Source organism: Streptosporangium sp. NPDC050148, assembly GCF_055586505.1.
Map to the genome: position 1 here is coordinate 140197 of NZ_JBVJIA010000011.1, position 25138 is coordinate 165334.

The following is a 25138-nucleotide window of genomic DNA, read 5'->3' on the forward strand; positions in this document are numbered from 1 at the left end:
CGCGATCACCGGAGCCTCCCGCGGCCGATGGTGTCGTCCCGGTGAGGACCGGTTCGTCCGTCGACGATAATCGGCGGATGATCGATGAGGACGTGCGGGCCGAACTCGCCGGGTGGATCCGGGTGGCCGTCGCGCTCGGCACCCTCGACCACCGGGGGATGGTCGCCGAGGCCCTGGAGAACCGGGAGGAGGAAGAGGACCCGCACGCCGTCGCCGAGCTCGCCGGCCGGTTCGCCGACGAGGAGCTCGCCCGCCACCTGCGGGAGCAGCGGACCTGGCCCGCCGTCACCGACTGCGACCGGCTGGCCGCCGCGTTCCGTGACCTCGACCTGACCGGGATCGTGGCACGGGAGGACCACACCTGCTGCCAGACCTGCGGGGTGGCGGAGATCGGGGCGGAGGTGCGCGCCCAGGAGGGCGCCCGCGGCTACGTCTTCTACCACCGGCAGGACGCCGAGCACGCCGCACGGGGAGGCGATCTGTTCCTGGCCTTCGGCGGCACCGACGCGGTCGGCACCACGACGGTCGGGCACGACGCCGTCGCCGTCCTGCGCCGTCACGGCCTGGAGGCCGACTGGAGCGGCGACGCCGGGAAGCGGATCCGCCTCCCGATCGTCTGGCGGCGCCGTCGCCGGGGCCGCCTGGCCGCACACCTCGGCGGGTCCTCCTCCCCTGACACGCGCGTGAGGGTGCGGCCGCTGGACGCGTGGCCCGGCGGGCCGTACCCGATGACCGGAGAACCGGCCGAGGTCGCGCTCCTGCCGCTGGCCCGCTTCGAGTTGCCCTGGCTGCCGACAGGGGTACGGCTGCTGCTGTCGGACGATCACGGGAACGAGCTGACGCTGCACCGGGACTGGGACCGGCTCCGGGGGGTCCTGCGCACCGCCGACGGCACGGTGACGGCCGTCGACGTTCCCCGGGAACGGGCGTCGCGAGCCCTGACGGCCCTGGCTGCGTTTCCTGTGTTTCCGGCGTTTCCTGTGTTTCCGGCGGGGGAGCGGCCGGCCGCCGACCCCGCCGACCCCGCCGACCCCGCCGACCCCGCCGACCCCGTGGCCGAGGAGGTCGTGGAGGTCGTGGAGGCCGTGGAGGCCGTGGACCTGGAGGTCACCTTCCACCGCCACGGCGGCCGTGACGACGAGGCGCCGGTGCCGATGACGGTCGAGGAGTGCCGCGACCTGCTGGTACGGCTGCCGCCTCGCACCGAGAACTTCGCCGTCTTCAAGGCCCGCTCGGGGGTGATCGTCCAGTTCGCCTGGGAGGAGGGGCCACGGCTGTGGGCGGAGTCCCCGGACGTGGCCACGCGGTGCTCGCGGGGACGGTTCGTCTCCCTGGCCGAGGCAGGAGAGATGATCACGATCCTGGCGCGGGAGGGCCGGTCCGGGCTGGAGGAGCTGGGCGGGCTGGAGACCGTACGGTGGTCGTGACGCTGGTCGTGACGGTGGTCACGGACGGCCGGCGGGGTGCCGTGCCGGTGACGCCCGCTCGCCCGTATCCTCGTCACGGCCCGGCTCCGGCCCGGCTCCGGCCCGGCGACCTGACCGGGGACCTTCGGGGCAGGCGCTCCATGGGGGTCATGTCCCGGTGGACGGGACCCGGTCGAGCGTGATCCCGAAGTGCTCCAGGTAGGCGGGAAGGAGCTCGCCCTCCTCGAGGATGCGTTCGGCGCGCTCGTCGTGCGCGGTGCGGATCAACTTGCGGCCGCTGATCGTGGTCCGGCCCTCGGCGGTACGGATCGAGCAGACCGGTGACCGGGTGAAGTGCGACTCCGGAGAGGTCGTCTGCCACCAGCAGGTCGGCACGAAGTCCACCAGCTCGTACGGCCGCGCGGTCAGCCGGTAGCCCTGCTCGCCCCGGTGCGTGACGTCGAGGTCACCGTGCTCACCGGCGGCCCCGGGCGCGGGCGCGATCCGGAACGTCCCGCCGCCGTCCTCCTGCTCGGCGCGCTCGTCGAGCCGCAGCGGCTCGTCGGCGAAATCACCGAAACCGACGTCGACGAGCCACGGTTCGTCGAGATCGACGCGGAGCGCCAGATGATCGAACAGCGGACCCGGCGTGCGGCCGTTGAAGACCCTGGCGGCCAGCAGCGTCACCCGGTAGCCGAGCGCGGTCAGCAACTCGGCGAGCAACCCGTTCAGCTCATAACAGAAGCCACCGCGACGACGATCGACGATCTTGTCGAACAGCGCGCCGGACTCGAGCGGGACCGGCTCGCCGAGATGGATGCTCAGGTTCTCGAACGGCACCGTCCTCAGGTGCGCGAGCTGCAGGGCACGCAGGCCCTGGGCGTCCGGCTCCGCGGGCCGGGTCGCGCCGATTCTCTCCAGATAGCGGGTGATGTGCGACTCGTCCATGAGGCAAGCAAACCACGCACCGCGCGGGCCGGTGCCCGTCGAACCCCTGCCGGACGGGCGGCCTCCTCCCGGCGTACCGTACCGGTCCGCCGATCCCCGGCCCCCGGAGCCCGGCCCTCGGTCATGGGCCGCCGTTCGCCGGGCCCGTTCGCCGGGCCCGTTCGCCGGGCCCGTTCGTCGGACGGCCCGGCGGCGGCTCCCTCCGGCGTCCGATAGCGTCGAGCGCATGCGGCTTCATGTGGGGTGCGCGATGTGGACGCACAAACCCTGGCAGGGACGCCTCCTGCCCCATCCGCTTCCCCCGGAGGAGCGCCTGCGCGCCTACGCGACCTGGTGCAACGCGGTGGAGGGCAACACGACCTTCTACGCGACCCCGTCCAGGAGCACGGTGGAGTCGTGGGCGCGGCAGACCGATCCTGACTTCCGGCTCGTGGCCAAGCTGCCCAAGACGATCACGCACGGGCGCCGTCTCACCGGGGCCGAGGAGGAGCTCCGGTCGTTCCTGGAGGCGATCGAGCCGCTCGGGCCGCGGGCCCACGCCCTGTGGGTGCAGCTTCCGGGCTCCTTCGGCCCGGCCGATCTCGGCGTCCTCGCGGCCTTCCTCCGCGGGCTTCCCGGCTCGTACCGGTACGCCGTCGAGGTACGTCATCCCGCGTTCTTCGAGGACGCCAGGGCCGAAGGGCTTCTGGAGAGGGTGCTCTCCGGGGCCGGGGCCGAGTGGGTCCCGTTCGACACCACCGTGCTGTTCCGGAACCCGCCGGCGAGCGACGCCGAGCGGGAGGCGTGGGCGAGGAAACCGCGCATGCCCCGCCGCTCCCGCGCGCTCACCGACCGGCCGATCGTCCGCTACCTCGGCCGGGACGACACGGAGAGCACGGTCGAGGGCTGGCAGGGCTGGGTCGACACGGTCGCCGGGTGGCTGCGCGAGGGCCGTTCGCCGACGATGTTCGTCCACACTCCCGGCAACGCCGACGCCCTCACGCTCGCCCGCCGTTTCCACGACGAGGTGAGGGCCCGCCTGCCGGAGCTGGAGCCGCTGCCCGAACCGCTGTCCGAGCCGTTGCCGGACGAGCCGCTGACCCTCTTCTGACCGGCGGGCCCGCCGCTCCCGGTGGTTCCTCATGGGACCCTGCAGGCCCCGGCGGGGGTGCGGCGCGGTGCCCGGCAGCGTGCGGGCCGTGTACGGGCGGCCGTCCGTGTATCCACCCCGCCGGTGTCCTGTCGGTGGCGTCCGGCATGGTGGTGCCCCGTGACTCACTTCGTCTACCGCACCCACTACGAGGGCCCGCTCGGCAAGCGCGTCCGTCGTCTCCCCGACGCCACGGTGCTCGACTGGTTCCGCCGGGGCTGGCGTACCGTCGTGGACGACCCCGCCGGGGACGCCCGCGCCTGGGTCGCCGCCGAGCTGGGAGGCGACGTCTACGGCCTCCCCACGATCTTCGAGGACGCCCGCGAGCACCACCTCCCGGCCCCGCGTTCCTGGCGCGACCTCGCCGGCATGCTGCCCGAGCACCTGTACCACGAGGGCGACCTGCTGGTCGACGAGCACAGCGTGCGGGTCCATACCGACGACGACGAGGTGGAACTGCCCTACTTCTTCTTCGACGACACCCTCGCCGCCCGGCACCCGGAGCGGGTGGCCTACCTGCTGCACGACGGCTGGCCGCTGCCCGACGACACCCGCGAGGGCGGAACGGGCGCGGGCACCACCCGCGAGCCGGACGCGGGCACCGCCGGTGGATCCGGCGCGGGCGCCTCGCACGGGCCGGACGCGGTCGCCACCCACGCGGTCCTGCTGACCTTCTACGACAGCGAGAGCATCTGCTGGCAGCCCCCGTTCTCCTTCCCGGGCGTCAGGCTGCCCGCGCTGGCGGCGCACCTGCGCGCCACGACCGAGGACCTCGAGGAGTGGCCGCACGAGCTGCTCGTCCTGCGGGCGCTGGTGGCGCCCGAGGACGACGACCTCGGGCCGGCGCTGCGCCGGTGCAACCACTGGCCGTCGTACGACGGGGAGCTTCCGCCCGAGCTGCTCGGCGAGCACGCGGAGGCCCACGCGTTCGCGCTCGGCCGGCTGGAGGAGAGCGCGTCCGGCGGCGACCTCGGCCGCGGCCGCGACCCCTCCAGGACGCTGCTGGAGTGCGGCGCGCACCTGGCGCAGATGTCCATCCACCTGGACGGTCACTTCGGCCACCAGCAGTGGTTCGTCTTCGACGACGTGTGGGCCGGCCGGCACCGGGATCTCGCGGCCTCGCTGCTGCGCTACGCCACCGACTGGGACCCGTTCGGCCCCGAGGAGGACTGACCGGACGGGCGGCGGACGGGCGGCGCGTGATCACGCGCCGTACCGGCCCGGAGGTCCCGGTGGGCGACGGATTTCCAACGCGTTCCAAAATCTCGGTCTGCCGGGCGTCCACATCCCCCACACTCTTCCAACCCCGGGTAAGGACCTGGGGTTTTTTGGTTCTATACCGGCTTTGCGGCGATATCAACCCATTGACCTTCCAACACATACGGGTGTAGATAAAGCTGAAACAACACGGAAACGGCGGTGAATCAACAGCATGTACGCCGAGGAACGGCAGCAGGAGATCCTGCGCCGGGCGCGGACGGTCGGCCGGGTGGACGTGGTGACGCTGGCGGAGGAGTTCGCCGTCACCACCGAGACCATCCGCCGCGACCTGACCGCGCTGGAGCGCTCCGGGGTGCTGCGGCGCGTGCACGGCGGTGCGATACCGGTCGAGCGGCTGGGGTTCGAGCCCGAGCTGGCCGCCCGCGACGAGGTGATGACCGGCGAGAAGGAGCGCATCGCCAAGGCCGCCCTGGCCGAGCTCCCCGAGGACGGCGCGATCATCATCGACGCCGGGTCGACGACCGGCAGGCTGGTCCAGGCGCTGCCGATCGACCGGGAGCTGACCGTGATCGTGAACTCCCCGCCGCTGGCCACGGTGCTGGCCACCCGCGCCAACCTGACAGTGATCATGCTGGGCGGGCGGGTGCGCGGCCGGACCCTGGCCACCGTCGACGACTGGGCGCTGCGGCCCCTGGCCGACCTGCACGTGGACGTGGCCTTCATGGCGGCCAACGGGTGCTCGGTGGCCAAGGGCCTGACCACGCCCGACCCGGCCGAGGCCGCCATCAAGCGGGCGATGATCCGCGCCGCGCAGCGCTGCGTGCTGCTCGCCGACCACACCAAGTTCGCCAACACCTACCTGGCGCGCTTCGCCGCGATCCAGGAGATCGACGTGGTGATCAGCGACACGGGCCTGGACACCGGGATCGCGGCCGAGCTGGCCGCGGCCGGGGCGGAGGTGGTCCGGGCGTGATCGTCACCCTCACCCTCAACCCCAGCCTGGACCGTACGATCGAGATCGGCTCGCTGACCCGCGGGGCCGTCATCCGTGCCGCCGCCGCCCACCTGGACCCGGGCGGCAAGGGCGTCAACGTCTCGCGGGCGCTGCTGGCCAACCGGATCCGTTCCTGCGCGGTGGTCCCGTTCGGCGGCGACGAGGGGCGGAGGCTGGTGAGCCTGCTCTCGATCGAGGGCATCGACATGATCACCGTGCCGGTCTCCGGGTCCACCCGCTCCAACGTCTCCCTGGCCGAGCCCGACGGCACGGTCACCAAGATCAACGAGCCGGGTACCGCCCTGTCCCCGGCCGAGCTCGACACCATCGCCGAGGCCGTGCTCGGCGCGGCCAGCTCCGCGGACTGGGTGGTCGCCTCCGGCAGCCTCCCGCCCCAGGTGCCCAGCGACGTCTACGCGCGCCTGTGCCACCGCTTCGCCGGCGCGGGCATCAACGTCGCGGTCGACACCAGCGGCCCCGCGCTCGTCTCGGCGCTCGCCGGGGCACCGGCGCTGGTCAAGCCGAACCGGGAGGAGCTGGGAGAGGCCACCGGGATGGTGATCGCCTCCCTGGGCGACGCCGTCGCCGCCGCCCGGAACCTGCGGGCGCGCGGGGCGGGCACCGTCCTGGCCAGCCTCGGCGCCGACGGCGCGATCCTCCTGCAGGACGACCAGGTCTGGTACGGCGAGTGCCCGGTCGCCGAGCCGCGCAGCACCGTGGGGGCCGGCGACGCCATGCTCGCCGGGTTCCTGGCCGCCGGGGCACGGGGCGAGGCCGCCCTGGTCGAGGCGCTGGCCTGGGCGACCGCCGCGGTCGGGCTGCCGGGGAGCCGGATGCCGTCACCGCACCACATACGACGCGACGAGGTCCGCGTCACCAGAGCCGACCCCGCCCTGCCGCTGCGGTCCGGGGGCTGACGGCGGCGCGGTACCACCTCCCAGGCCGGCTCAGCCCCGGCCACCCCGGAAGGAGCAGCACAATGAGCACCGACTACACCCCGACCGTCACAGGGACGGGGATGAAGGCGACCATCCAGCGGTTCGGCGGGTACCTGGCCGGAATGATCATGCCGAACATCGGCGCGTTCATCGCCTGGGGCCTGATCACCGCACTGTTCATCCCCACCGGCTGGCTGCCCAACAAGGAGTTCGCCACCCTGGTCGACCCGATCATCAAGTCGCTGCTGCCCATCCTGATCGGCTACACCGGCGGCCGGATGGTGCACGGCCAGCGCGGCGCCGTGGTGGGCGCCGTCGCGACCATGGGCGTGGTCGTCGGGGCCGAGATGCCGATGTTCCTCGGCGCGATGGTCATGGGCCCGCTGGCGGCCTTCGTCCTCAAGCTGGTCGACGGCTTCACCGTCGAGCGGACCAGGGCCGGGTTCGAGATGCTGGTGGACAACTTCACCGCCGGCATCGTCGGCGGCGCCATGGCCCTGCTGGGCCTCAAGGCCATCGGCCCGGTGGTCACCGAGATCACCGGCGCCGCGAGCACCGCGGTCGCCTGGCTGATCGGCCACAACCTGCTGCCACTGGCCTCGATACTGATCGAACCCGCCAAGGTCCTGTTCCTCAACAACGCCATCAACCACGGCGTGCTCGGGCCGCTGGGCGTGGCGCAGGCGGCCGAGCAGGGCAAGTCGATCCTGTTCATGCTGGAGTCCAACCCCGGACCCGGGCTCGGCCTGCTCCTGGCCTACCTGTTCTTCGGCCCCCGCCAGCTCCGCCCCAGCACCCCGGCCGCGATCATCATCCAGTTCTTCGGCGGCATCCACGAGATCTACTTCCCGTACGTGCTCATGAAGCCCCGCCTGATCCTCGCGGTCATCGCGGGCGGCGCCACCGGCGTCATGATCTTCATCCTTACCGGGTCCGGGCTGGTGGCCACGCCGGCGCCCGGCAGCATCTTCGCCTACCTCGCGGTGACGCCCAGGGGCGGGTGGGTCGGCGTCCTCGCCGGCGTCCTGGCCGCGACCCTCGTCTCCTTCGCCGTGGCGTCGGCGCTCCTCGGCTTCGGCCGGGGCGAGAGGGACGAGGTCGGGGAGAACCCCGGCGAGAGCCCCGGACAGACCCGCGCAGAGCCCGAAACCGCACCCGTCGTCAAGGAGGCCTGACCGATGGCCAGCATCGAGAGCAAGGACATCCACAAGATCGTCGTAGCCTGCGACGCGGGCATGGGCAGCAGCGTCATGCTCGCCACCCAGCTCCGCAAGCAGCTCAAGGACCACAACGTGCAGGTGGAGCACGCCCCGGTCAACGCGATCCCCGCCGACGCCGACGTGGTGGTCTGCCACGCGGGCCTGGCGAACCGCGCCAGGGCCAGCGTCCCGGACACCGTGCTGATCCCCTTCCAGGTCTTCATCGGGGACCCGGCGGTGACCAGGCTGGTCAGCACGATCAAGAGCGGCGGCACCGTCGATGCCTGAGACGGCGCCGCTGCCGCTGGACCCGCGCGCCGTCCACCTGACGGCATCGGCCACCGGCCGTGAGGACGCGATCCGCCAGTGCGGGCGGGCACTGCTCGCGGTCGGCGCGGTGGACGGCTCCTACATCGACACCATGCTCGAACGAGAGCGCTCGATCTCCACCTACGTCGGCGAGGGGGTCGCGATCCCGCACGGCACCGCGGCGGCCAAGGACGCCGTCCGGCACGACGCCGTCAGCGTCCTGCGCTTTCCCGGCGGGGTGGACTGGGACGGCGAGCGGGTGACGGTCTGCGTCGGCATCGCCGCCAGGGGCGACGGCCACGTACGGCTGCTCGCCGAGCTCGCCCGGATCCTGATGGACCCCGACCGCGCGCGGGCCCTGCGCGAGGCGACGGAGGTCGCCGAGGTGGTCCGGCTGCTGCAACCGAGTGAAGAGGACGAAGCACTGTGAAGGTCGCCCGTTTCCACACCCCCGGTGACATCCGCGTCGAGGAGGCGCCGGAACCGGTCGCCGGGCCAGGTGAGATCACGATACGCGTGCGCAACTGCTCGACCTGCGGCACCGACGCGAAGATCTACCGGCACGGTCACCACCACATCAGGCCGCCCAGGGTGATGGGGCACGAGATCGCCGGTGAGGTGGTCGAGGGCACCGGCCCGTGGGAGCCGGGGGACCGGGTGCAGGTGATCGCCGCCATCCCGTGCGGTGAGTGCCGGGAGTGCCGCCGGGGCCGGATGACCGTCTGCCCGAACCAGGAGTCGATGGGCTACCACTACGACGGCGGTTTCGCCGAGTACATGGCCGTCCCGGCGAAGGTCCTCGCGGTCGACGGCGTCAACCGCATCCCGGACGGGGTCGGTTTCGCCGAGGCGTCCGTGGCCGAACCGCTGGCCTGCGTGCTCAACGGCCAGGAGCTGGCCCGGGTGGGCGAGGGCGACGACGTGGTGGTCATGGGCTCGGGCCCGATCGGCTGCCTGCACGTACGGCTGGCGCGCTCGCGGGGCGCCGCGCGCGTCGTCCTCGTCGACATCAACGCCGGGCGGCTGGAGATGGCCGCCGGCCTGGTCCACCCGGACGCGGCCGTGCACGGCGAGGACGTGGTGGAGCAGGTGCTCAAGCTGACCGAGGGCAGGGGGGCCGACGTCGTCATCACGGCAGCGGCCTCGGGCGCCGCGCAGGAGCAGGCGCTGCGGATGGCGGCCCGGCAGGGGCGGATCAGCTTCTTCGGCGGCCTGCCCAAGGACGACCCGATCATCCGCTGTGACTCCAACCTGGTCCACTACCGGGAACTGACGATCGTCGGCGCCAACGGGTCCAGCCCCGCGCACAACGCGCGGGCCCTGGGACTGATCGCCGACGGCTCGGTGCCGGTCACCGACCTGATCACGCACCGGCTGCCGCTGGCGGAGGTCCTGGAGGGGATCGCCGTCGTCGGCAGGGGCGAGGCCATCAAGGTGACCATCGAGCCGTGACCACCGGGCCGTGATCGTCGAGCCCTGAGCGGCGCACTCGCACGTACCGCTTCCAGAACGCGCAGAAGGAGAACCGGAGATGCCGGAGAGGACAGTGGTCATCGCGTCGAGCTCGGGTCTGCACGCCCGGCCCGCGAAGATCTTCGTGCAGGCCGCGGCCAGGCAGGGGACGCCCGTGCGGATCCGCGTCGGGGACGGCACGCCCGTACCGGCCAACAGCATGCTCGGCGTGCTGGCGCTGGGCGCGACGCACGGCACAGCGGTCACGCTCGACGCGGAGGGGCCGGGCGCCGACGAGGCGCTCGACGCGCTGGCCGAGGTGCTCGCCCGCGACCTCGACGCCGACGAGAGCCCCGGTAAGAGCGCCGGTGGGGGCGCCGGTGGGAACGTCCATGGCTGAGACGCTGACCGGCCTGGGGGTGAGCCCCGGGCGGGCTGCCGGGCGGACGTGCCGGATGGCCGGTCCGCCCGCGCTGCCGGGCCGCGTCCCGGTCGCCGACCCCGGGGCCGAGCTCGAACGGGCCCTGGGGGCCCTGCGGGCCACGGCCGCCGAGCTGGCGGCGCGCGCGGAGAAGGCCTCCGGTGCCGAGGCGAAGGCCATCCTGGAGGCGCAGTCCTTCATCGCCGACGACCCCGGCCTGCACGCGTCCGTCGAGACGGCCGTCGGGGCGGGGGCGGACGCGGCGCACGCCATCGACGAGGCCTGCGCCCACCACCGGGGCGAGCTGCTGGCGGCGGGCGGTCACTTCGCCGAGCGCGCCGCCGACCTCGACGACATTCGCAACCGGGCCGTCGCGACGGTGCTGGGCCTGCCCGTCCCCGGAGTGCCCGACCCCGGCCACCCGTTCGTCCTGCTCGCCGAGGACCTTTCCCCGGCCGACACGGTGAACCTGGACCCCGCCTCCGTCCTGGCGCTCGTCACCTCCGCAGGGGGCCCGACCAGCCACACCGCCATCCTGGCCCGCGCCCGGGGCCTGCCCGCCGTGGTGGCCTGCCGGGGCGCGGGCGAGATCCCCGACGGGACGTGGGTGTCGGTCGACGGCCTGCGCGGCGAGGTGGAGACCGGGATCGGCGAGGAGGCCGCGGCCGCGATCCAGCGCCGGGCCGAGGACGCCCGGCGCCGCCCGTCCGCGAGCAGCGGTCCCGGCCGGACCGCCGACGGCCACCCGGTCGGGCTCCTGCTCAACATCGGCTCGGCCGCCGACCTCGCACCACCGGGCGCGGGCCACGCCTCCGCGGCGCGGGGAACCGGGCAGGTGGACGCCGAGGGGGTGGGGCTGTTCCGCACCGAGTTCCTCTTCCTGGACCGGCGCGAGGCTCCGGGACACGAGGAGCAGGTGGCCGCGTACGCGGCGGTCCTCCGGGCCGCGCCGGGCGGTCACGTCGTGATCCGCACCCTGGACGCGGGCACGGACAAACCACTGCCGTTCCTGGGCCTGGCCGAGGAGACCAACCCGGCCCTGGGCGTACGGGGACTGCGGGTGTCGCGGGTCAGGCCCGAGGTGCTCGACGCCCAGCTCGACGCCATCGCCGAGGCCGCCCGGACGACCGGGATCGAGCCGTGGGTGATGGCGCCCATGGTGACGACGGTGGGGGAGGCGGCCGACTTCGCCGGCCGGGCCCGCGCCCGGGGGATCGCGCGGGTCGGGGCGATGGTGGAGGTCCCCGCCGCCGCGCTGCGCGCCGGGCGCCTGCTGGACGAGCTGGACTTCCTGAGCGTCGGCACCAACGACCTGAGCCAGTACGCCTTCGCCTCCGACCGGCAGCACGGCGAGCTCGCCGACCTGCTCGACCCTTGGCAGGCGGCGCTGCTGCGGCTGGTCGCGGACTGCGCGGCGGCCGGGCGGGAGGCGGGCAGACCCGTGGGGGTGTGCGGGGAGGCCGCCGCGGACCCGCTCCTGGCGACCGTCCTGGCCGGGCTGGGCGTCACCAGCCTGTCGATGTCCGCGTCCGCCGTGCCCGCGGTGCGGGAGAGCCTCGCCGCACACTCCCTGGCGCGGTGCCGCGAACACGCCAGGATCGCCCTGGACGCCGACGACCCGGCCCAGGCCAGAAGGCTGGTCGCCGGGGACCGGTGAGCGCGGCCCGGCCGGGTCCCTCGACGGTGACCGGGGATCGGCCCCAGGCGCCCGGCCGGCCCCGGTGAGAGGCCGGGTCCCGCGAGAGGCCGCTGTCGTAAGAGGTCGCCCTCGCAAAAGGAAAGGCGGGTCACGGCCGTGACCGCGTGCGCCGGTACCGTCCGGGTGACATGCCGAACTCCCGCTTGAACGCCCTGGCGAAGGCGAACTCCGAGGAGTACCCGCTGCTCTCCGCGACCACCCGCAGCGGCGCCTCGCCCGTGGCGAGGAGCCTTCCGGCCACGGTCATCCGCCACCACGTCAGGTACGCCAGCGGCGGCTGCCCCACGACGGCCGCGAACCGCCTGGCGAAGGCCGCCCGCGACAGCCCGGCCCGGGCGCCGAGCGCCTGCACGGTCCACGCGTGGGCGGGGTCGCGGTGCAGGGCGTGCAGCGCGCCGGCGATCGCCGGGTCGGCCAGCGCCGCCGCCCAGCCGGTGACGGCCTGTCCGGCGTGTTCGTGCAGCCAGGCCCGCAGGATGTAGAGCAGCATCGCGTCGAGCAGCGCGGGCACCAGCGCTCCGGAGCCGGGGCCGGGCTGGTCGAGTTCGGCGCCCAGCAGGTCGACGGTGGCGCGCAGCGCCGGGTGCGCGCCGATCCTGGCCGGCAGGTGCACCAGGTCGGGCAGTCCCGACAGCAGCGGGTGCGCCCGCGCGCGGCTCAGCCGGTAGGCGCCGCACAGCAGCACGGAGGCCGGTCCCGGGCCCGGTGGCGCCTCCTCGGTCAGCACCCACTCCCCGCTCTCGTCCTGGACGACGTCCACCGGCGGTGTCGCGGGGTCGTCGGCGATGACGTGGCCGCGGCCGTGGGCCAGGAACACCACGTCGCCGACGGTGAGCCGGATCGCCTCCCGCTCCGGCATCAGCAGCCAGCACGACCCCTGCAGCACGACGTGGAAGCCCGCCCCGCCGGAGGGGGCGAAGCGCAGGCCCCACGGGGCGGGCAGGCAGGTGCGCGAGGAGTGCGGCACACCGGTGCGCATGGCCATGATCGCGTCGCTCAGCACGTCCATGACGGGAGCCTAGCCCTTCGTCCATCGGACGAGACGCACGGACAAGAACGACAGATCCTGCGGCATGGAGCGTCTCCGGTGAGGTCTCGTAGCGTCGTGGCATGACGACATACGCGCGCACCGTGCGCTTCGACGAACTCGGTGGTCCCGACGTGCTGAGGATCGAGGAGGTCGAGCTCCCCGGGCCCGGGCCGGGCGAGGTCAGGGTCCGGATCGAGGCCATCGGGATCAACCGGGCCGAGGCGATGTTCCGTTCCGGTGGCTACTACTACTCACCCACGCTGCCCGGCTCCCGGATCGGTTTCGAGGCGGCGGGGACGGTCGAGGAGGTCGGGCCGGGCACGACGGGGTTCGCGCCGGGCGACGCGGTGTGCGTCGTCAGCGACGAGGAGATGTCACGGCACGGCGTGTACGCCGAGCGGGTGAACGTCGCGGCACGCCTGCTCCTGCACCGTCCCGGCACGATCGACGCCGTCACCGGCGCGGCCGTGTGGACCACGTACCTGACCGCCTACGGCGCGCTGGTCGAGGTGGGACGGCTCAGGGCGGGCGACGCGGTGATGATCAACGCCGCGTCCAGCGGGGTCGGGCTGGCGGCGATCCAGGTCGCAGGGCAGCTGGGGGCCGTGCCCGTCGCGGTCACCCGGAGCGCGGGCAAGGCCGCCCGGCTGCTGGAGGCGGGGGCGGCCCACGTGCTCGTCGAGGGGGAGGGCGGCGACCTCCCCGGCCGGGTGCGGGAGGTCACCGGTGGCCGGGGTGCGCGCATCGTCCTCGACGCGGTCGCCGGTCCGGGCCTGAGCGAGACCGCGCTCGCGGTGGCGCCGGACGGGCTGCTGATCGTGTACGGCTGGCTGGACCCGCGACCGGCCCCCCTGCCCCTGAACTGGCCGCTGACCGTGCACGGCTTCACCGTGGACCTCGTCACCGCCGACCCCGGGCGCCTGGCGCGCGCCAGGGCCTTCATCGAGGCGGGCCTGCGCGCCGGGACGCTGGCCCCCGTCGTCGACCGCACGTTCGACCTGGCCGACATCGTCGAGGCCCACCGCCACCTGGAGTCGAACACCCGGTTCGGCAAGATCGTCGTCACCGTACGGCACTGACGGCCGATCCCGGCGTACGGCGGACCGGGTGACGGCCGGCGGCCACCGGAGCGGTCACCGGGTCCGGCGGCTCAGGGCGATCACCGTCAGGGCGGCCAGCGCCGTCAGGAGCGCGACTCCGATCCAGGCGACGGCGGTCACTCCGGTGGTGAAGGAGTGCTCGCGCTGCAGGAACGTGCCGATGCTGCCCAGCACGGCGACGCCGAGGGCGAGCCCGAGCTCCACACTCGTCTCCGACAGGGCGGAGGCCGATCCGGCCCGTTCGGCCGGTGCGGCGTTCAGGACCGTTTCGGTGCCCAGCGCCATGATCGGTCCCGACCCGAGGTAGACGAGGACCATGCCGGCGACCAGCGTCCCGACCCCGGGTCCGCCGTCCAGCCGGGTGAGGAGCAGGAACCCCGAGGCCGACACCGTCAGTGAGAGCGCGAGGAGGCGGGGGAGCGGGATCCGGCGTACCAGCATCGGCGCCACCACGGAGGTGAGGATCATCGCAAGTGCCGAAGGGAGCAGCCACAACCCGGCGCCGAGCGGCGACAGGCCGACGACCCGCTGCAGGTAGAGCGTGACGAACAGGTACATGCCGGCGACGCACGCCAGGCTGACCAGCAGCACCGTCAGCGCCACCCGGAACGGGCGGTCGGCGAACAGCCGTACGTCGACGAGCGGGGAGGCGAGCGTGCGCTGCCGCCGCAGGAACACGGTGACCGCCACCAGGCCCGCGCCGACGGCGAGCAGCGCGAGCGTGGGGTGGCCGCCCTCGGCGAGGCGCTTGATCCCGTACACCACCGGCAGGATCCCCGCCAGCGACAGCAGCACGCTCACCAGGTCCGGCCGCCCGGCCCCGGCGTCGCGGTGCTCGGGCAGCAGCACCGGCCCCGCGACCAGCAGCAGGGCCATCACCGGTACGGCGAGCAGGAACGCCGACCCCCACCAGTAGCGCTCCAGCAGGATCCCGCCGGCCACCGGCCCGAGCGCCACGCCCCCGGACAGGCCGGCGCCCCAGACGCCGATGGCGACTCCGCGCTGCCGCGCGTCGCGGAACATGCCGCCGATCAACGCGAGGGTGGAGGGCATCAGGGTCGCCCCGGCGATGCCGAGCAGCCCGCGCGCCAGGATGAGCAGCTGCGCGGTCGGCGCGTAGGCGGCCACCACCGAGGCGACCAGGAAGGCCGCGGCACCGATCAGCAGCAGCCGGCGCCGGCCGACACGGTCGCCCAGCGTGCCCATCGTCACCAGGAACCCCGCGATCAGGAACCCGTACGCGTCGGCGATCCACAGCAGTTCGCCGGGGCTCGGCCGCAGATCCGCGGTGAGGCTGGGGATCGCCAGGTAGAGCACCGTGACGTCCATGGACAGCAGCAGCGTGGGCAGGACGAGCACCGCGAGGCCGAGCCATTCGCGGGGTCCTGCGGACAGATCAACCGTTCTCTCGGACATGATCGAACGCTAAAGTCTCACATGTATGTCAGGGTCAAGGGCGGACCGGGAGGCGGCGTGCGCATCGGGGAGCTGGAACGCAGGACGGGCGTCAGCCAGCGGCTGCTGCGCTACTACGAGGACCAGGGGCTGCTGCGCCCGCGTCGCCTGTCCAGCGGGTACCGCCAGTACGACGAGACCGACGTCGCCACGGTCGCCAACATCCGCAACCTGCTCGCCGCGGGGTTGTCCACCGCGACCATCGCCGACCTGCTGCCGTGCATGGGCACGGCGGGCGGGCGGCTGATCGCCGACTGCCCCGAACTGCTGCTCGACCTCTACCGGGAACGCGACCGGATCACCTCCGCCATCACCAGGCTGAGCACCGCGCTGCAGACCCTGGAAGGCGTGATCGACACGGCGCCGCCCTCCACCAGGCAGGCGGTCCTCGACCTCCGCGTCGCCGACTGAGGCCCGGACGCCTTCCGGAAGCGGCACGCCATGTCCCGCCGAACCGGAAGCGGCACGCCGCGTCCCGGTGACCGGGCGGGCCCGGACGCTCACGACGATCGGGCGAGGCGGAACCCGAGGTCGTCGATGCGGAGGGTCGGGTGACTCTTGCGGCGGCAGGAGGCCCGGCATCCCCGGGGCGGGTCGTACGCGCTCCCGCCGCGGAAGACCCGGTAGGGGCCGTAGACGCCGGGATCGTAGAGGTCCCAGCACCACTCCCACACGTTGCCGATCATGTCGTACAGGCCCCAGGCGTTGGGCGCCCTGGTCGCGACGTCGTGCAGCCGCTCGCCGGAATTGCCCCGGTACCAGGCGATCTCGTCCAGCTCTCCGTAGCGGACGCCGGAGCTCCCGGCCCGGCAGGCGTACTCCCACTCCGCCTCGGTCGGGAGACGGTACCCCCCGGCCGCCTCGTCGCGGACCACGTCCCGCCCGTCGGGGTCGTCACCCGTCGTGTAGCAGGGGTCGAGACCGGTGGCCCGCGAGAGCAGGTTGCAGAACAGGATCGCGTCCTTCCAGGACACCTCGGTCACCGGCGTCCGCGGGCCCGCCGGGCTCACCGTGCCCGCCGGGGCCTCGCCCGCGACGGCGCGGTACAGCTCACGGGTCACGGGACGGGACGCCAGCCGGAAGGCGCCGAGCTCGACCTTCCAGGTCGTCCTGGTGCCCTCGTCGCGCAGGAAGACGTTCCCGGCGGGGATCTCGGCCATGTGCTCGGTGTGCTCGGTGTGCTCGGTGATCGTCCGGTGCAGCGTCGGTTCGGGACTCATCGCGGGCCTCACCCTATACGTCCGGTGGCCGCGGCCCCGCTCGCGAGGGTGAGCGCGTACCGGGCCCCCGCAGGCCGCCGCGCACCGATGACCCTCGTATCCCGCGGCCCCGGCGGCCCCGCACCGCCGGTCCGCGGCACGGGTGGCCCCCGTCGGCGCCGTGACCCTCAGGCGTGGTTTTTGTCCTTTTTGGGGGTTCGTGGAGGTGGGCGCTGGTCACGGCCGGGTACGCGGCGTTCATGAGCGACGAACGCGAGCCCGAAGAACCGCAGGTGGGCGACGCCGTCACCTGGCAGAGCCATGGGGTCACCACCTCGGGCCGGGTGGAAGAGAAGATCACGCGGCGGACCGAGAAGGCCGGGCGCACCGTCGACGCCTCCGCCGACGATCCCCAGTACCTCGTCCGCAGCGACAAGAGCGGCAGGACCGCCGTGCACAAGCCGTCGGCGCTGCGGAAGAAGGATCATGAAGACTGAGGGCAGGGACCGGATCGCCGCGGATTTCGACCGGGCGGTCAACATGACGGCCGCCGAGCTGGAGGGCTGGCTCGGCACCGACGAGTCCAAGGCGGTCGGTGACAGCTCCGGTGGCGGCGAGTCGACGGGCCACCGTTCCGGCCGCCGGATCATCGAGATCCTGCGCAAGCGCCGGAGCGACCTGGACGACGACGACTACGCCCACATGCGGAAGGTCGTCGGGTACGTCCACCGCCACCTGGCGCAGCGTCCCGGGGGAGACGTCGCCGAGACCCCCTGGCGGCGCTCCCTGATGAACTGGGGGCACGACCCGCTCAAGTGAGGCCGGGCTCCGGGGATCTCGGCGGGTCCTGACCACCGCTCGGGACGGGCGCCCCTGACGCGTGCCCGGACGTCCCCGATCCGCGCCCGGAGCCTTCACGCCGGTGAGCGGGACTTGAGTCTCAAGCCGCTTGAGACCTCATAGTGACGGCATGGACGAAAACGAGCCGTACCCGATCGGGAACGTGGCGCGCCGGACCGGTCTGAGCGTCAGCGCCGTCCGGTACTACTCCGATGCCGGGATCATCACACCCACCCGCGTGACCGAGGCGGGCCACCGCCTCTACGACATCCGGGCGATCGCCCGGCTGGAACTCATCCGTACCCTTCGCGACCTGGACGCCGGCCTGGACGACATCCGCCGGCTGCTCGACGGTGAGACGTCACTGCAGGATCTCCTCGCGACGCACCTGGAGCTCGTCGAGCGTCAGGAGCGCGACCTGCGGGCCAGACGGGCCGTGCTGAGGACCCTCGTCAAGCAGGGGGGCACGGCAGCGCAGGTGGCCCTGATGCACAAACTCGTCTCGATGCCCGACGAGGAGCGTGAGCGGCTCGTCGACGACTTCTGGAACGAGGTCGGCGAAGCCCTCGACGTTCCCCCGGGTTTCGTCGAGCGGTTGCGGACGACGCGGCCGCGTCTGCCGGAGGACCCCACCGCCGCCCAGCTCGAAGCCTGGATCGAGCTGGCCGACCTGGTACGGGGCGAGGAGTTCCGTGGCGCGGTCCGTTCCTGGCTCCGGGACGCCTACGGCACGTTCCCGGGACGGCGCCTGGCCGCCGCGCCGGTGTGGGACTTCATCCACACGGAGGGGGCGAAGGTGGGGGAGGAGCTCTTGGAGGGGTATCGTTCCGGGCTGCCGGCGGACTCTCCCGCGGCGCGGGAGCCGGTCGCCCGCATGGCGAACGCGACCGCCGAGGTCTTCGGCGGGCAGGTCACGGCCGGATCGCGGGACCGGCTGGCCGAGGCCTTCCTGCTCGCCGAGAGGATCCAGCGCGAGGACTCCCCGGAGGAGGCCCGCTACTACGCCACTCATGGCAGGTACCTGTCCCTGGTGGCCGTGATCAACGGGACGCCGCCCGACACGGGCGAGGAGGGACCCGCGTTCTTCACGTGGATCGCGGCGGCTCTTCGTGCCTCGGCCCGGCGAGACGGTGAGCCGGGTACGCCGGATACGCCCGCGGGCTCCCGCGCCCGGATAACCGGGTGAGCCCGGGACGCCGACCCTCTACCCTGCCGGTCATGACCGTGGGATTGCTGTTCTGTGCCGATCCGCTCCGGCCCCGGCGGGCCGATCCGCATTTCGAGCCGGAGGCGCGGGCCGTCCGCGCGTCGGAGGGCCGGTCGGCGCTCATCGACCACGACGCGCTCGTGGCGGGCCGGGCCGGCGAGGCCGTGGCGCGGGTGCCGCCCGGGTTCGGGCCGGCCTGGTACCGGGGCTGGATGCTGCGTTCCGAGCGGTACGCCGAGCTGGAGCGGGCACTGCTCGCCCGGGGATGCCGGCTGCTCACCGGTGGCGAGGCCTACCGGTCGGGCCACGAGCTGCCGGGCTGGATCGACGCCTTCCGGGAGCTGACCCCGGAGACGGTCGTCCTGCCGCTGACGCCCGGGGAGGGCGCTGTGCCGACGGACCTGCCGACGGACCTGCTGGCCAGGTCGGCGGCCCGGCTCGGGGGCGGCGCGTTCGTGGTGAAGGACTACGTCAAGTCGCGCAAGCACGAGTGGTCGCAGGCCTGCTACGCCCCCGATCCGGCCGCGCTGGAGCGGGTGGCGGCCAGGTTCGTCGAGCTGCAGGGAGAGGACCTGACCGGAGGGCTGGTGATCCGCAGGTTCGAGGAGTTCGAGGACGGTCAGGTGCGCGTCTGGTGGCTCGACGGCGAGCCGGTGCTCGTCGGCCCGCACCCGGACGAGCCGGACGGCGGGACGGCCGCGCCCGAGGACCTGGAGGAGGTGCGGGCGGCGGTCCGGAGGCTGGGGTCCCGCTTCGTCACGACCGATCTGCTGCGGCGGTCCGACGGTGTCTGGAGGGTCCTGGAGGTGGGCGACGGCCAGGTGAGCGACCGGCCGTCGAGCACGGACCCGGCCGTGCTGATCGAGGCGCTCCAAGGCGTCGGCGACACGACCGGCGGATGAGCGGCGCCCTCGCCGGGAACGCCCGCGGGAGCGGGGGACGACGATCTCCAGAAGGGTTCCCCGGACGGCTTCCCGAGGCATCGTCCCAGCTCAGGAAGGGTGTCGTGGTTTCGGTAGGGACCTCCGGGGTAATGCACATAATGCATTAATTCAGACCCCAGCACCTTCCAGAGAGCAGGGGAGACGAGACACATGAGCAACCCTCAGACAGTCCCGAGCCAGTCGACCGGCCGTCCGAACGCAGCGCGTCACGAGGACCACACGACGGAGACGCGACCGGCGTTCAAGACGACCGAGTTCATGGTCTATATCGCCGCGGTGGTCGCGGTCGTCATCACGGCCCTGGTCGTCGGCGACGACGTCCGCGGTGGCGGCGGCGACCCCTTCGGGGCCGAGCAGGCCATCCGGTACATCACCTTCCTGACCATCGGCTACATGGTGGCCCGGGGGCTGGCGAAGGCCGGGAGCTGGGCGCGGCACGACGACCGCCGCTGAGGCGGCCGCCGTACCGGCTCGAAGACCACCGGGCACGTCCGGCACCGTGAACGCGCCTCGGCGGTTCGGGGAACCCGGAAAGGGGCCTCGGGGGAGAAGTTCCTCGCGAGGACGTCGCGTGAGTCCCGCACGGGCCGCGCGACGATCCCGCGAGATCACCCGAAGGCCGTGACGGCCGTGCGGCGGCGCGGACGGGGGTCACCGCCCCGTGTCGCGCCGCTCACGTGCCCCGGCGCACCGCCGGGCACGGCGACGGGCCCACGAGGCGACGGGCCCGCGCGGCCCACGAGGCACCTGACCCGCACGACGCCGGACCGGCACGACGGCGGACCGGCCGACGACCGGAAGACGACCGTGATCCGGCCGGAAGCCCCGAGGGCGAGGCCCGGTCTCAGGAGGTCAGCAGTGCCGCGTAGCGGTCGAGGTCGACGTTGCCGCCACTGACGATCACTCCCACCCGCCGCCCGCGCAGCCCCTCCGCGCTTCTCCTGACGGCCGCGAACCCCAGGCACCCGGTGGGCTCGACGATGATCTTCATGACGGTCCCGAAGACCCGCATGCTCCCGACGAGCTCGGCGTCGGTGACGGTGAGGATGTCGTTGACCTCACGACGGATGATCTCGAACGGGTGGGCGCCGATGTGCTGGGTCTGCGCGCCGTCCGCGATGGTCCTCGGGGTGTCGATGTGGACGATGGAGCCCTGGATCAGCGACCGCCGGCCGTCGTCGCCCGCCTCGGGCTCGACGCCGTACAGCGCGCAGCCTGGTGAGAGCGCGCGCGTCGACAGCGCGGTGCCCGCCAGCAGCCCGCCCCCGCCCAGCGGGACGAAGAGCGCGTCGAGGTCACCGACCTCCTCGAAGAGCTCCGCGGCGGCGGTGCCCTGACCGGCGATCACGTCCGGGTGGTCGTACGGCGGGATCAGGGTGAGGCCGCGCTCGGCGGCCAGCGCGCGGCCGATCTCCTCGCGGTCCTCGGTGTAGCGGTCGTAGACGACGACCTGCCCGCCGTAGCCCTTGGTGGCCTGCACCTTCGAGGCCGGCGCGTCGTGCGGCATGATGATCGTGGCCGGGATGTCCAGCAGCCGGGCCGACAGGGCGATCGCCTGGGCGTGGTTGCCCGAGGAGTAGGTCACCACGCCCGCGCGGCGCTGGTCCGGGGTGAACCGGGACAGGGCGTTGAACGCCCCGCGGAACTTGAAGGCGCCCATGCGCTGGAAGTTCTCGCACTTGAACACGACGTCGGCGCCGAGCTCCTCGTTGATCCGCCGCGAGCGCAGCACCGGGGTGCGATGGGCGTACGGCGCGATGCGGGCGGCGGCACCCCGCACGTCCTGGTACGTCGTTGACCGGAGCATCGATCCGCCTTTCCTGGTTCTCCTCGGAGGAAATCGTATGTTCCCGGGATCGATGCGGCGCCCCTGCCCTCCGTACCGCCGCCCGGCGCCCCTCCGCAGCACAGGGCGCGGATCCCCTCCGCACCGGCGGCCGGGACGCGGTACGGCCTCCGGAAGCGGGGACCGGCCGATTCGACAGGTGATTAGCTAATTGCCATAATGCCGTAGTGATCGACGTGGATCTGGTCAAGGCGCTGGCCAGCGACAAGCGGCTGCTGATCCTGGAGTGGCTGCGCGACCCCGAGCGGCACTTCCCGCCGCAACGCGACGGCGACCTGGTCCGTGACGGGGTCTGCTCGCTGTTCATCGCCGAGAAGCTGGGAGTGAGCCAGCCGACCTGCGGCGAGCACCTGAAGGTGCTGGGCCGGGCGGGGCTGATCCGCGGCACGAAGATCAAGCAGTGGGTGTTCTACCGGCGTGACGAGGACCGCATCGCGGAGGCCAAGGAGTTGTTGAGCGGTGACTGGTGATGTGCGGGGCGGTGCCGCGCCGGCCGTGGCGGCGGGCCTCGACCCCTACGAACGCCTGATCGCGGACCTGGAGGCCGGTGGCGCGCGCTACCGGCTGATCGACCACCCGCCCGAAGGACGCACCGACCTGGTCAGCGCCCTGCGCGGGCACGACGTCGCGCAGGCCGCGAAATGTCTGATCGTCATGGTCAAGGTCGGCAAGAAGCAGACCCGGCACGTGCTGGCCGTGGTGCCCGGCGACGCCCGCCTGGACCTGCAGGCGATCAAGGTCCTGCTGGGCGGGACCTACGTCGCCTTCGCGGCCAGGGACAGGGCCGAGGAGCTGGCAGGCAGCGTGAGCGGCACCGTGCTGCCGTTCTCCTACGACCCCCGGCTGGAGCTCGTCGCCGACCCGGCGCTGCTCGCGTCGCCGGAGCTGTTCTTCAACGCCGCCCGGCTGGACCGCTCGATCGCGCTGGCCACCGACGACTACGTGCGCCTGGCCGCCCCCCGGATGGCGCCCGTCACCGCCGCACCCTGACCGTCCCCGGCCGAGTCGGCCGAACCGCCCGAGTCGACCGAACCGGCCGAACCGGCCGCGAGACGCTCCCGGCCGGACCCGGTCGCGTCAGCGGAACGAGCAGCGGGGCGAGCGAGTCGGGGACCGGGCCGGTGGTCCGCAGCCCGGGGTACTGGCGCTGGCCGCCCTCCCGGTGCGGCGCGGCCGACAGCTGACGGCCGATCCGCATCGCCAGGGCCGCGCCGTGGTCGCGCCGTGGTCGCGCCGTGGTCGCGCCGCACCTGGTTCAGGCAGAGGTCGACGGTCGTGGCCGAGGCGCCGGCCGTCGCCACGTCACCGTGGTCCACGTACAGCACGGACGCGTCCGGACGGATCCGGGGGTAGCGGGCGGCGAGCTCGTCGGCCAGCTCCCAGTGGGTGGCGGCGGCGCGGCCGTCCAGCAGGCCGAGGCTCGCCGGAACGTGGATGCCCGAGCAGATGGCCATGATCCGCATGCCGCGGGCATGGGCCGCGAGGACGGCCGCGCCCAGCTCGGGGAGACCTCCGGGCCCGCGCACCAGCCGGAGACGAGCAGGGTGTCGGCCTCGGCCAGGGCCTCCAGCCCGCGCTCGACGATCACGTCGACGCCCATGGTCGTCCGTACGGGCCCCGGACGCTCGGCGCAGAGCGAGAACGTGTAGTGCTCGGGGATGTCCGGGCCGTGGTAGCCGAAGACGGCGGAGGCACTGGTCACCGGGTACATCTCCTGGACCGGGCCGACCAGGGTGACCACGCGGTGTCTCATGGCACGAATGTACCTAATGATGTCATTGTGGACGCCTGTGGTGGGCTTCCGGGATGTCCAGGATGGGAGCTCATGGAGCTCAGGACATGACCGCGCTCGTCGGTCGCGAACCGTCCCTCGCCGTGCCGGACAGGCTCTGGACCAGGGACTTCACGCTGTATTTCGGTGCCCGCGTGGTGTCGCTGCTCGGTGACGCGATGATGCCCGTCGCGACGGCGCTGGCCGTGGGCGCGATCTACGGGGTGGCCGGCGTCGGCTACGTGCTGGCCGTCTGGACCGCCCCGTTCGTGATCTTCGTGTTGTTCGGCGGGGTGTTCGCCGACCGGGTGGGCGCCCGGACCATGATGGTCGGCGCGGACGTCGTCCGGATCTTCACCCAGACCGCGGTGGCCGTCGCCTTCTTCACCGGCGTCCCGCCGCTGTGGCTGCTGATGTCCGCCTCGTTCCTGTCCGGGGTGGCCGCCGCGATGTTCCAGCCCGGCGTCAACGGCATGGTCCCCCTCGTCGCCAGGGACCCGCAGCGCGCCAACGGCACCCTGAAGATCGCCGACGCGGCCACCCAGCTCGGCGGGCCCGTCCTCGCCGGCCTGCTGATGGCGCTGACCGGCGCGGGCGCCGTGTACGCCGTGGACGCGGGGACCTTCCTGCTCAGCGGCCTGTGCCTGGTCTTCATCCGGCTCGCACCGGCCGCCGGGGCCGCGGAGCGCTCGACGGTCCTGCGCGACCTGCGCCGGGGCTGGACGGAGTTCCGCTCCCGGAGCTGGATGTGGTCGGTGATCCTCATCTGGGTGTTCTTCGGCATCCTGGTCTTCGGCCCCTACATCCCGCTGAGCTCGCGCCTGATCGGCGACCGCCTCGGCGAGGCCGCCTACGGCTGGGTGATGGCCGGCCTCGGCGCGGGCACGGTCGTCGGCGGGCTGATCGCGATCCGGTTCCGGCCCTCGCGGCCGCTCGCCGCGGGCGGGGCGGCCATGGTCGGGTTCGCGTTCATCCCGCTGTCGGTGACGCTGGAGCTGCCGTTGCCGCTGCTCATGGCGGGCCACCTGGTGGGCGGGATGTCCTGGGCGTTCTGGTCGGTGATGTGGTCGACGAGCGTCCAGACGCAGGTCACCCCCGACGTCCTCAACCGGGTCACCGCCTACGAGGTGGCCGGGTCGGTGGCCGGGGTCGCCGTCGGGCAGGCGCTGGTGGGGCCGGTCTCCGAACTCGTCGCCCCCCTGGACCTGCTGCTCGTCTCCACCGGCGTCAGTTTCGCGGTCTGCGCGGCACTGCTGCTGACGCCACCGATCCGGCGGCTGCGCCGCGTCTGAGCCCGGCGTGAGCCCCGCGTGATCCTCGCGTGACCGGCGCGCCGGGCGGGTCCGCGGGCTACCATCGGACGGTCCGGCGCGACAGGCGTGCCGGGCCCTCGTCCGGGCGGTTCCGGCGAGGCCGGGTAGAGCGTCGTGATTCTCTGTGCAGGCGGTGTCGTGGTGGCAGTCGGTACGATTCTCCGGTTCGACGAGGTGCGCGGATACGGGTTCATCGCCGCGCTGGGTGGTGGCGAGGACGTGTTCTTCCACGCCAACGACTTCGGTGAGAACAGGCATGTGGTCCAGCCCGGTCTCCGGGTCGAGTACGAGGTCATGGAGGGCGAGCGCGGGCTGAAGGTGTCGACCGTCAGCCTGCTGGACCCGCCCCCGGTCCGGCGGCCGGTCACGGTGGCGCCGATTCCGGGGGCGACGGCGCAGGCGTCGCCCGCCACGGGCGCCTCCGGGCAGGCCGGCGACGACGAGGGCGTGTGCGACGTGCTGTCGGCGAAGTCGTTCAACGGCGCGGTCACCGAGCTGCTCATCGAGCACGCGCCCACGCTGACGGGCGCGCAGATCGGCCAGGTCAGGCAGCGTTTCCTCGCGTTCGCCCGGTCCCACGGCTGGGTCGACGACTGACACCCCCGCGCGACCGGCACGTCCCGGGGGGGGTGTCCCGCCGCCCAGGAGGGGGGGGTCCCGGGGGGGGCGAAAGGGGGGGGGGGGGGGAGAGAAAGGGGTGGGGGGGGGGGGGGTGGT

29 protein-coding genes are annotated in these 25138 nt (G+C 73.3%); 23 read left to right on the forward strand and 6 right to left on the reverse strand.

From position 1 onward, the window contains the following. Window positions 1-77: 77 nt before the first annotated feature. Window positions 78-1427 (forward strand): DUF6891 domain-containing protein, encoded by a 1350-nt coding sequence (locus ACZ6RT_RS15015; RefSeq protein ID WP_470153952.1) that lies wholly within the window; start codon window positions 78-80, stop codon window positions 1425-1427. A gap of 147 nt (window positions 1428-1574) precedes the next feature. Here ACZ6RT_RS15015 and ACZ6RT_RS15020 read toward each other — a convergent pair whose 3' ends face one another. Next, window positions 1575-2354 (reverse strand): arylamine N-acetyltransferase family protein, encoded by a 780-nt coding sequence (locus tag ACZ6RT_RS15020; RefSeq protein WP_470153954.1) that lies wholly within the window; start codon window positions 2352-2354, stop codon window positions 1575-1577. 226 nt (window positions 2355-2580) lie between these two features. On the opposite strand from ACZ6RT_RS15020, the gene ACZ6RT_RS15025 reads away from it, so the two are divergent. The 10 genes from ACZ6RT_RS15025 (at window position 2581) to ptsP (ending at window position 11674) form a co-directional block, all read left to right on the forward strand. Beyond that, on the forward strand, window positions 2581-3444 hold the full coding sequence (locus tag ACZ6RT_RS15025) for a DUF72 domain-containing protein (RefSeq protein WP_470153955.1): 864 nt from the start codon (window positions 2581-2583) through the stop codon (window positions 3442-3444). A gap of 159 nt (window positions 3445-3603) precedes the next feature. Beyond that, entirely contained in the window at window positions 3604-4656 is a 1053-nt protein-coding gene (locus ACZ6RT_RS15030) for a hypothetical protein (RefSeq protein WP_470153957.1), read from the forward strand. Between the two features lie 259 nt (window positions 4657-4915). Then, window positions 4916-5677 (forward strand): DeoR/GlpR family DNA-binding transcription regulator, encoded by a 762-nt coding sequence (locus ACZ6RT_RS15035; protein ID WP_399189136.1) that lies wholly within the window; start codon window positions 4916-4918, stop codon window positions 5675-5677. Beyond that, complete coding sequence (gene pfkB / locus ACZ6RT_RS15040; RefSeq protein ID WP_399189134.1) at window positions 5674-6615, forward strand: 1-phosphofructokinase; 942 nt, start codon at window positions 5674-5676, stop codon at window positions 6613-6615. The genes ACZ6RT_RS15035 and pfkB overlap by 4 nt, the downstream gene beginning before the upstream one ends. Before the next feature lie 62 nt (window positions 6616-6677). After that, on the forward strand, window positions 6678-7811 hold the full coding sequence (gene mtlA / locus ACZ6RT_RS15045) for a mannitol-specific PTS transporter subunit IIC (protein ID WP_470153960.1): 1134 nt from the start codon (window positions 6678-6680) through the stop codon (window positions 7809-7811). Between the two features lie 3 nt (window positions 7812-7814). Beyond that, window positions 7815-8123 (forward strand): PTS lactose transporter subunit IIB, encoded by a 309-nt coding sequence (locus tag ACZ6RT_RS15050; RefSeq protein WP_399189129.1) that lies wholly within the window; start codon window positions 7815-7817, stop codon window positions 8121-8123. After that, window positions 8116-8574: a PTS sugar transporter subunit IIA gene (locus tag ACZ6RT_RS15055; RefSeq protein WP_399189127.1), complete on the forward strand. Its 459-nt coding sequence runs from the start codon at window positions 8116-8118 to the stop codon at window positions 8572-8574. Before ACZ6RT_RS15050 ends, ACZ6RT_RS15055 begins: the two co-directional genes overlap by 8 nt. Beyond that, on the forward strand, window positions 8571-9596 hold the full coding sequence (locus ACZ6RT_RS15060) for a zinc-dependent dehydrogenase (RefSeq protein WP_399189125.1): 1026 nt from the start codon (window positions 8571-8573) through the stop codon (window positions 9594-9596). The genes ACZ6RT_RS15055 and ACZ6RT_RS15060 overlap by 4 nt, the downstream gene beginning before the upstream one ends. A gap of 79 nt (window positions 9597-9675) precedes the next feature. After that, window positions 9676-9996: an HPr family phosphocarrier protein gene (locus tag ACZ6RT_RS15065; protein WP_470153962.1), complete on the forward strand. Its 321-nt coding sequence runs from the start codon at window positions 9676-9678 to the stop codon at window positions 9994-9996. Beyond that, window positions 9989-11674 (forward strand): phosphoenolpyruvate--protein phosphotransferase, encoded by a 1686-nt coding sequence (ptsP, locus tag ACZ6RT_RS15070; protein ID WP_470153964.1) that lies wholly within the window; start codon window positions 9989-9991, stop codon window positions 11672-11674. Before ACZ6RT_RS15065 ends, ptsP begins: the two co-directional genes overlap by 8 nt. 130 nt (window positions 11675-11804) lie before the next feature. Here the strand turns inward: ptsP and ACZ6RT_RS15075 are convergent, their stop codons facing one another. Continuing rightward, window positions 11805-12725 carry an AraC family transcriptional regulator gene (locus ACZ6RT_RS15075; protein ID WP_399189118.1) on the reverse strand — a complete coding sequence of 307 codons (921 nt, stop codon included), beginning with the start codon at window positions 12723-12725 and terminating at the stop codon, window positions 11805-11807. A 101-nt stretch (window positions 12726-12826) separates the two neighbouring features. On the opposite strand from ACZ6RT_RS15075, the gene ACZ6RT_RS15080 reads away from it, so the two are divergent. Beyond that, window positions 12827-13825 carry a zinc-dependent alcohol dehydrogenase family protein gene (locus ACZ6RT_RS15080; protein ID WP_470153966.1) on the forward strand — a complete coding sequence of 333 codons (999 nt, stop codon included), beginning with the start codon at window positions 12827-12829 and terminating at the stop codon, window positions 13823-13825. 54 nt (window positions 13826-13879) lie between these two features. Here the strand turns inward: ACZ6RT_RS15080 and ACZ6RT_RS15085 are convergent, their stop codons facing one another. Further along, window positions 13880-15262, reverse strand: a complete 1383-nt coding sequence (locus ACZ6RT_RS15085) for an MFS transporter (protein WP_470153968.1) — start codon at window positions 15260-15262, stop codon at window positions 13880-13882. Window positions 15263-15319: 57 nt separating this feature from the next. On the opposite strand from ACZ6RT_RS15085, the gene ACZ6RT_RS15090 reads away from it, so the two are divergent. Then, on the forward strand, window positions 15320-15712 hold the full coding sequence (locus tag ACZ6RT_RS15090) for a MerR family transcriptional regulator (protein ID WP_399189112.1): 393 nt from the start codon (window positions 15320-15322) through the stop codon (window positions 15710-15712). 89 nt (window positions 15713-15801) lie between these two features. On the opposite strand, the gene ACZ6RT_RS15095 is transcribed toward ACZ6RT_RS15090, so the two are convergent. Continuing rightward, entirely contained in the window at window positions 15802-16521 is a 720-nt protein-coding gene (locus ACZ6RT_RS15095; RefSeq protein WP_470153970.1) for a formylglycine-generating enzyme family protein, read from the reverse strand. A gap of 239 nt (window positions 16522-16760) precedes the next feature. Between ACZ6RT_RS15095 and ACZ6RT_RS15100 the strand changes: the two genes are divergently transcribed. From ACZ6RT_RS15100 to ACZ6RT_RS15120, 5 genes are all read left to right on the forward strand, one after another. Beyond that, window positions 16761-16997 carry a DUF2945 domain-containing protein gene (locus ACZ6RT_RS15100; protein ID WP_399189108.1) on the forward strand — a complete coding sequence of 79 codons (237 nt, stop codon included), beginning with the start codon at window positions 16761-16763 and terminating at the stop codon, window positions 16995-16997. Then, the gene (locus tag ACZ6RT_RS15105; RefSeq protein WP_399189106.1) at window positions 16987-17319 is read left to right on the forward strand and encodes a DUF3140 domain-containing protein; all 333 of its coding nucleotides are present in this window, start codon (window positions 16987-16989) and stop codon (window positions 17317-17319) included. The genes ACZ6RT_RS15100 and ACZ6RT_RS15105 overlap by 11 nt, the downstream gene beginning before the upstream one ends. Before the next feature lie 151 nt (window positions 17320-17470). Next, a complete protein-coding gene (locus ACZ6RT_RS15110; RefSeq protein WP_470153972.1) occupies window positions 17471-18526 on the forward strand; it encodes a MerR family transcriptional regulator in 1056 nt (351 codons plus the stop codon). A 32-nt stretch (window positions 18527-18558) separates the two neighbouring features. Then, on the forward strand, window positions 18559-19449 hold the full coding sequence (locus ACZ6RT_RS15115; RefSeq protein ID WP_470153974.1) for an ATP-grasp domain-containing protein: 891 nt from the start codon (window positions 18559-18561) through the stop codon (window positions 19447-19449). Window positions 19450-19641: 192 nt separating this feature from the next. Beyond that, window positions 19642-19944, forward strand: coding sequence for a hypothetical protein (locus ACZ6RT_RS15120; protein WP_470153976.1), 303 nt, complete (start codon window positions 19642-19644; stop codon window positions 19942-19944). A gap of 391 nt (window positions 19945-20335) precedes the next feature. Here ACZ6RT_RS15120 and ACZ6RT_RS15125 read toward each other — a convergent pair whose 3' ends face one another. Then, window positions 20336-21298, reverse strand: coding sequence for a threo-3-hydroxy-L-aspartate ammonia-lyase (locus ACZ6RT_RS15125; protein ID WP_399189100.1), 963 nt, complete (start codon window positions 21296-21298; stop codon window positions 20336-20338). Between the two features lie 206 nt (window positions 21299-21504). Between ACZ6RT_RS15125 and ACZ6RT_RS15130 the strand changes: the two genes are divergently transcribed. Together ACZ6RT_RS15130 and ACZ6RT_RS15135 are read left to right on the forward strand one after the other, a co-directional pair. Beyond that, window positions 21505-21807, forward strand: a complete 303-nt coding sequence (locus tag ACZ6RT_RS15130) for an ArsR/SmtB family transcription factor (RefSeq protein ID WP_399189099.1) — start codon at window positions 21505-21507, stop codon at window positions 21805-21807. Further along, window positions 21797-22327 (forward strand): YbaK/prolyl-tRNA synthetase associated domain-containing protein, encoded by a 531-nt coding sequence (locus ACZ6RT_RS15135; RefSeq protein WP_399189098.1) that lies wholly within the window; start codon window positions 21797-21799, stop codon window positions 22325-22327. The genes ACZ6RT_RS15130 and ACZ6RT_RS15135 overlap by 11 nt, the downstream gene beginning before the upstream one ends. On the opposite strand, the gene ACZ6RT_RS15140 is transcribed toward ACZ6RT_RS15135, so the two are convergent. After that, complete coding sequence (locus tag ACZ6RT_RS15140; RefSeq protein WP_470153979.1) at window positions 22276-22800, reverse strand: hypothetical protein; 525 nt, start codon at window positions 22798-22800, stop codon at window positions 22276-22278. The genes ACZ6RT_RS15135 and ACZ6RT_RS15140 overlap by 52 nt on opposite strands. 9 nt (window positions 22801-22809) lie before the next feature. On the opposite strand from ACZ6RT_RS15140, the gene ACZ6RT_RS15145 reads away from it, so the two are divergent. From ACZ6RT_RS15145 to ACZ6RT_RS15155, 3 genes are all read left to right on the forward strand, one after another. Beyond that, window positions 22810-22986 (forward strand): hypothetical protein, encoded by a 177-nt coding sequence (locus ACZ6RT_RS15145; RefSeq protein ID WP_470153980.1) that lies wholly within the window; start codon window positions 22810-22812, stop codon window positions 22984-22986. Window positions 22987-23176: 190 nt separating this feature from the next. After that, on the forward strand, window positions 23177-24400 hold the full coding sequence (locus tag ACZ6RT_RS15150; RefSeq protein WP_470153981.1) for an MFS transporter: 1224 nt from the start codon (window positions 23177-23179) through the stop codon (window positions 24398-24400). 162 nt (window positions 24401-24562) lie between these two features. Next, window positions 24563-25018, forward strand: a complete 456-nt coding sequence (locus tag ACZ6RT_RS15155; RefSeq protein ID WP_470153983.1) for a cold shock domain-containing protein — start codon at window positions 24563-24565, stop codon at window positions 25016-25018. The last annotated feature ends 120 nt before the right edge of the window (window positions 25019-25138 follow it).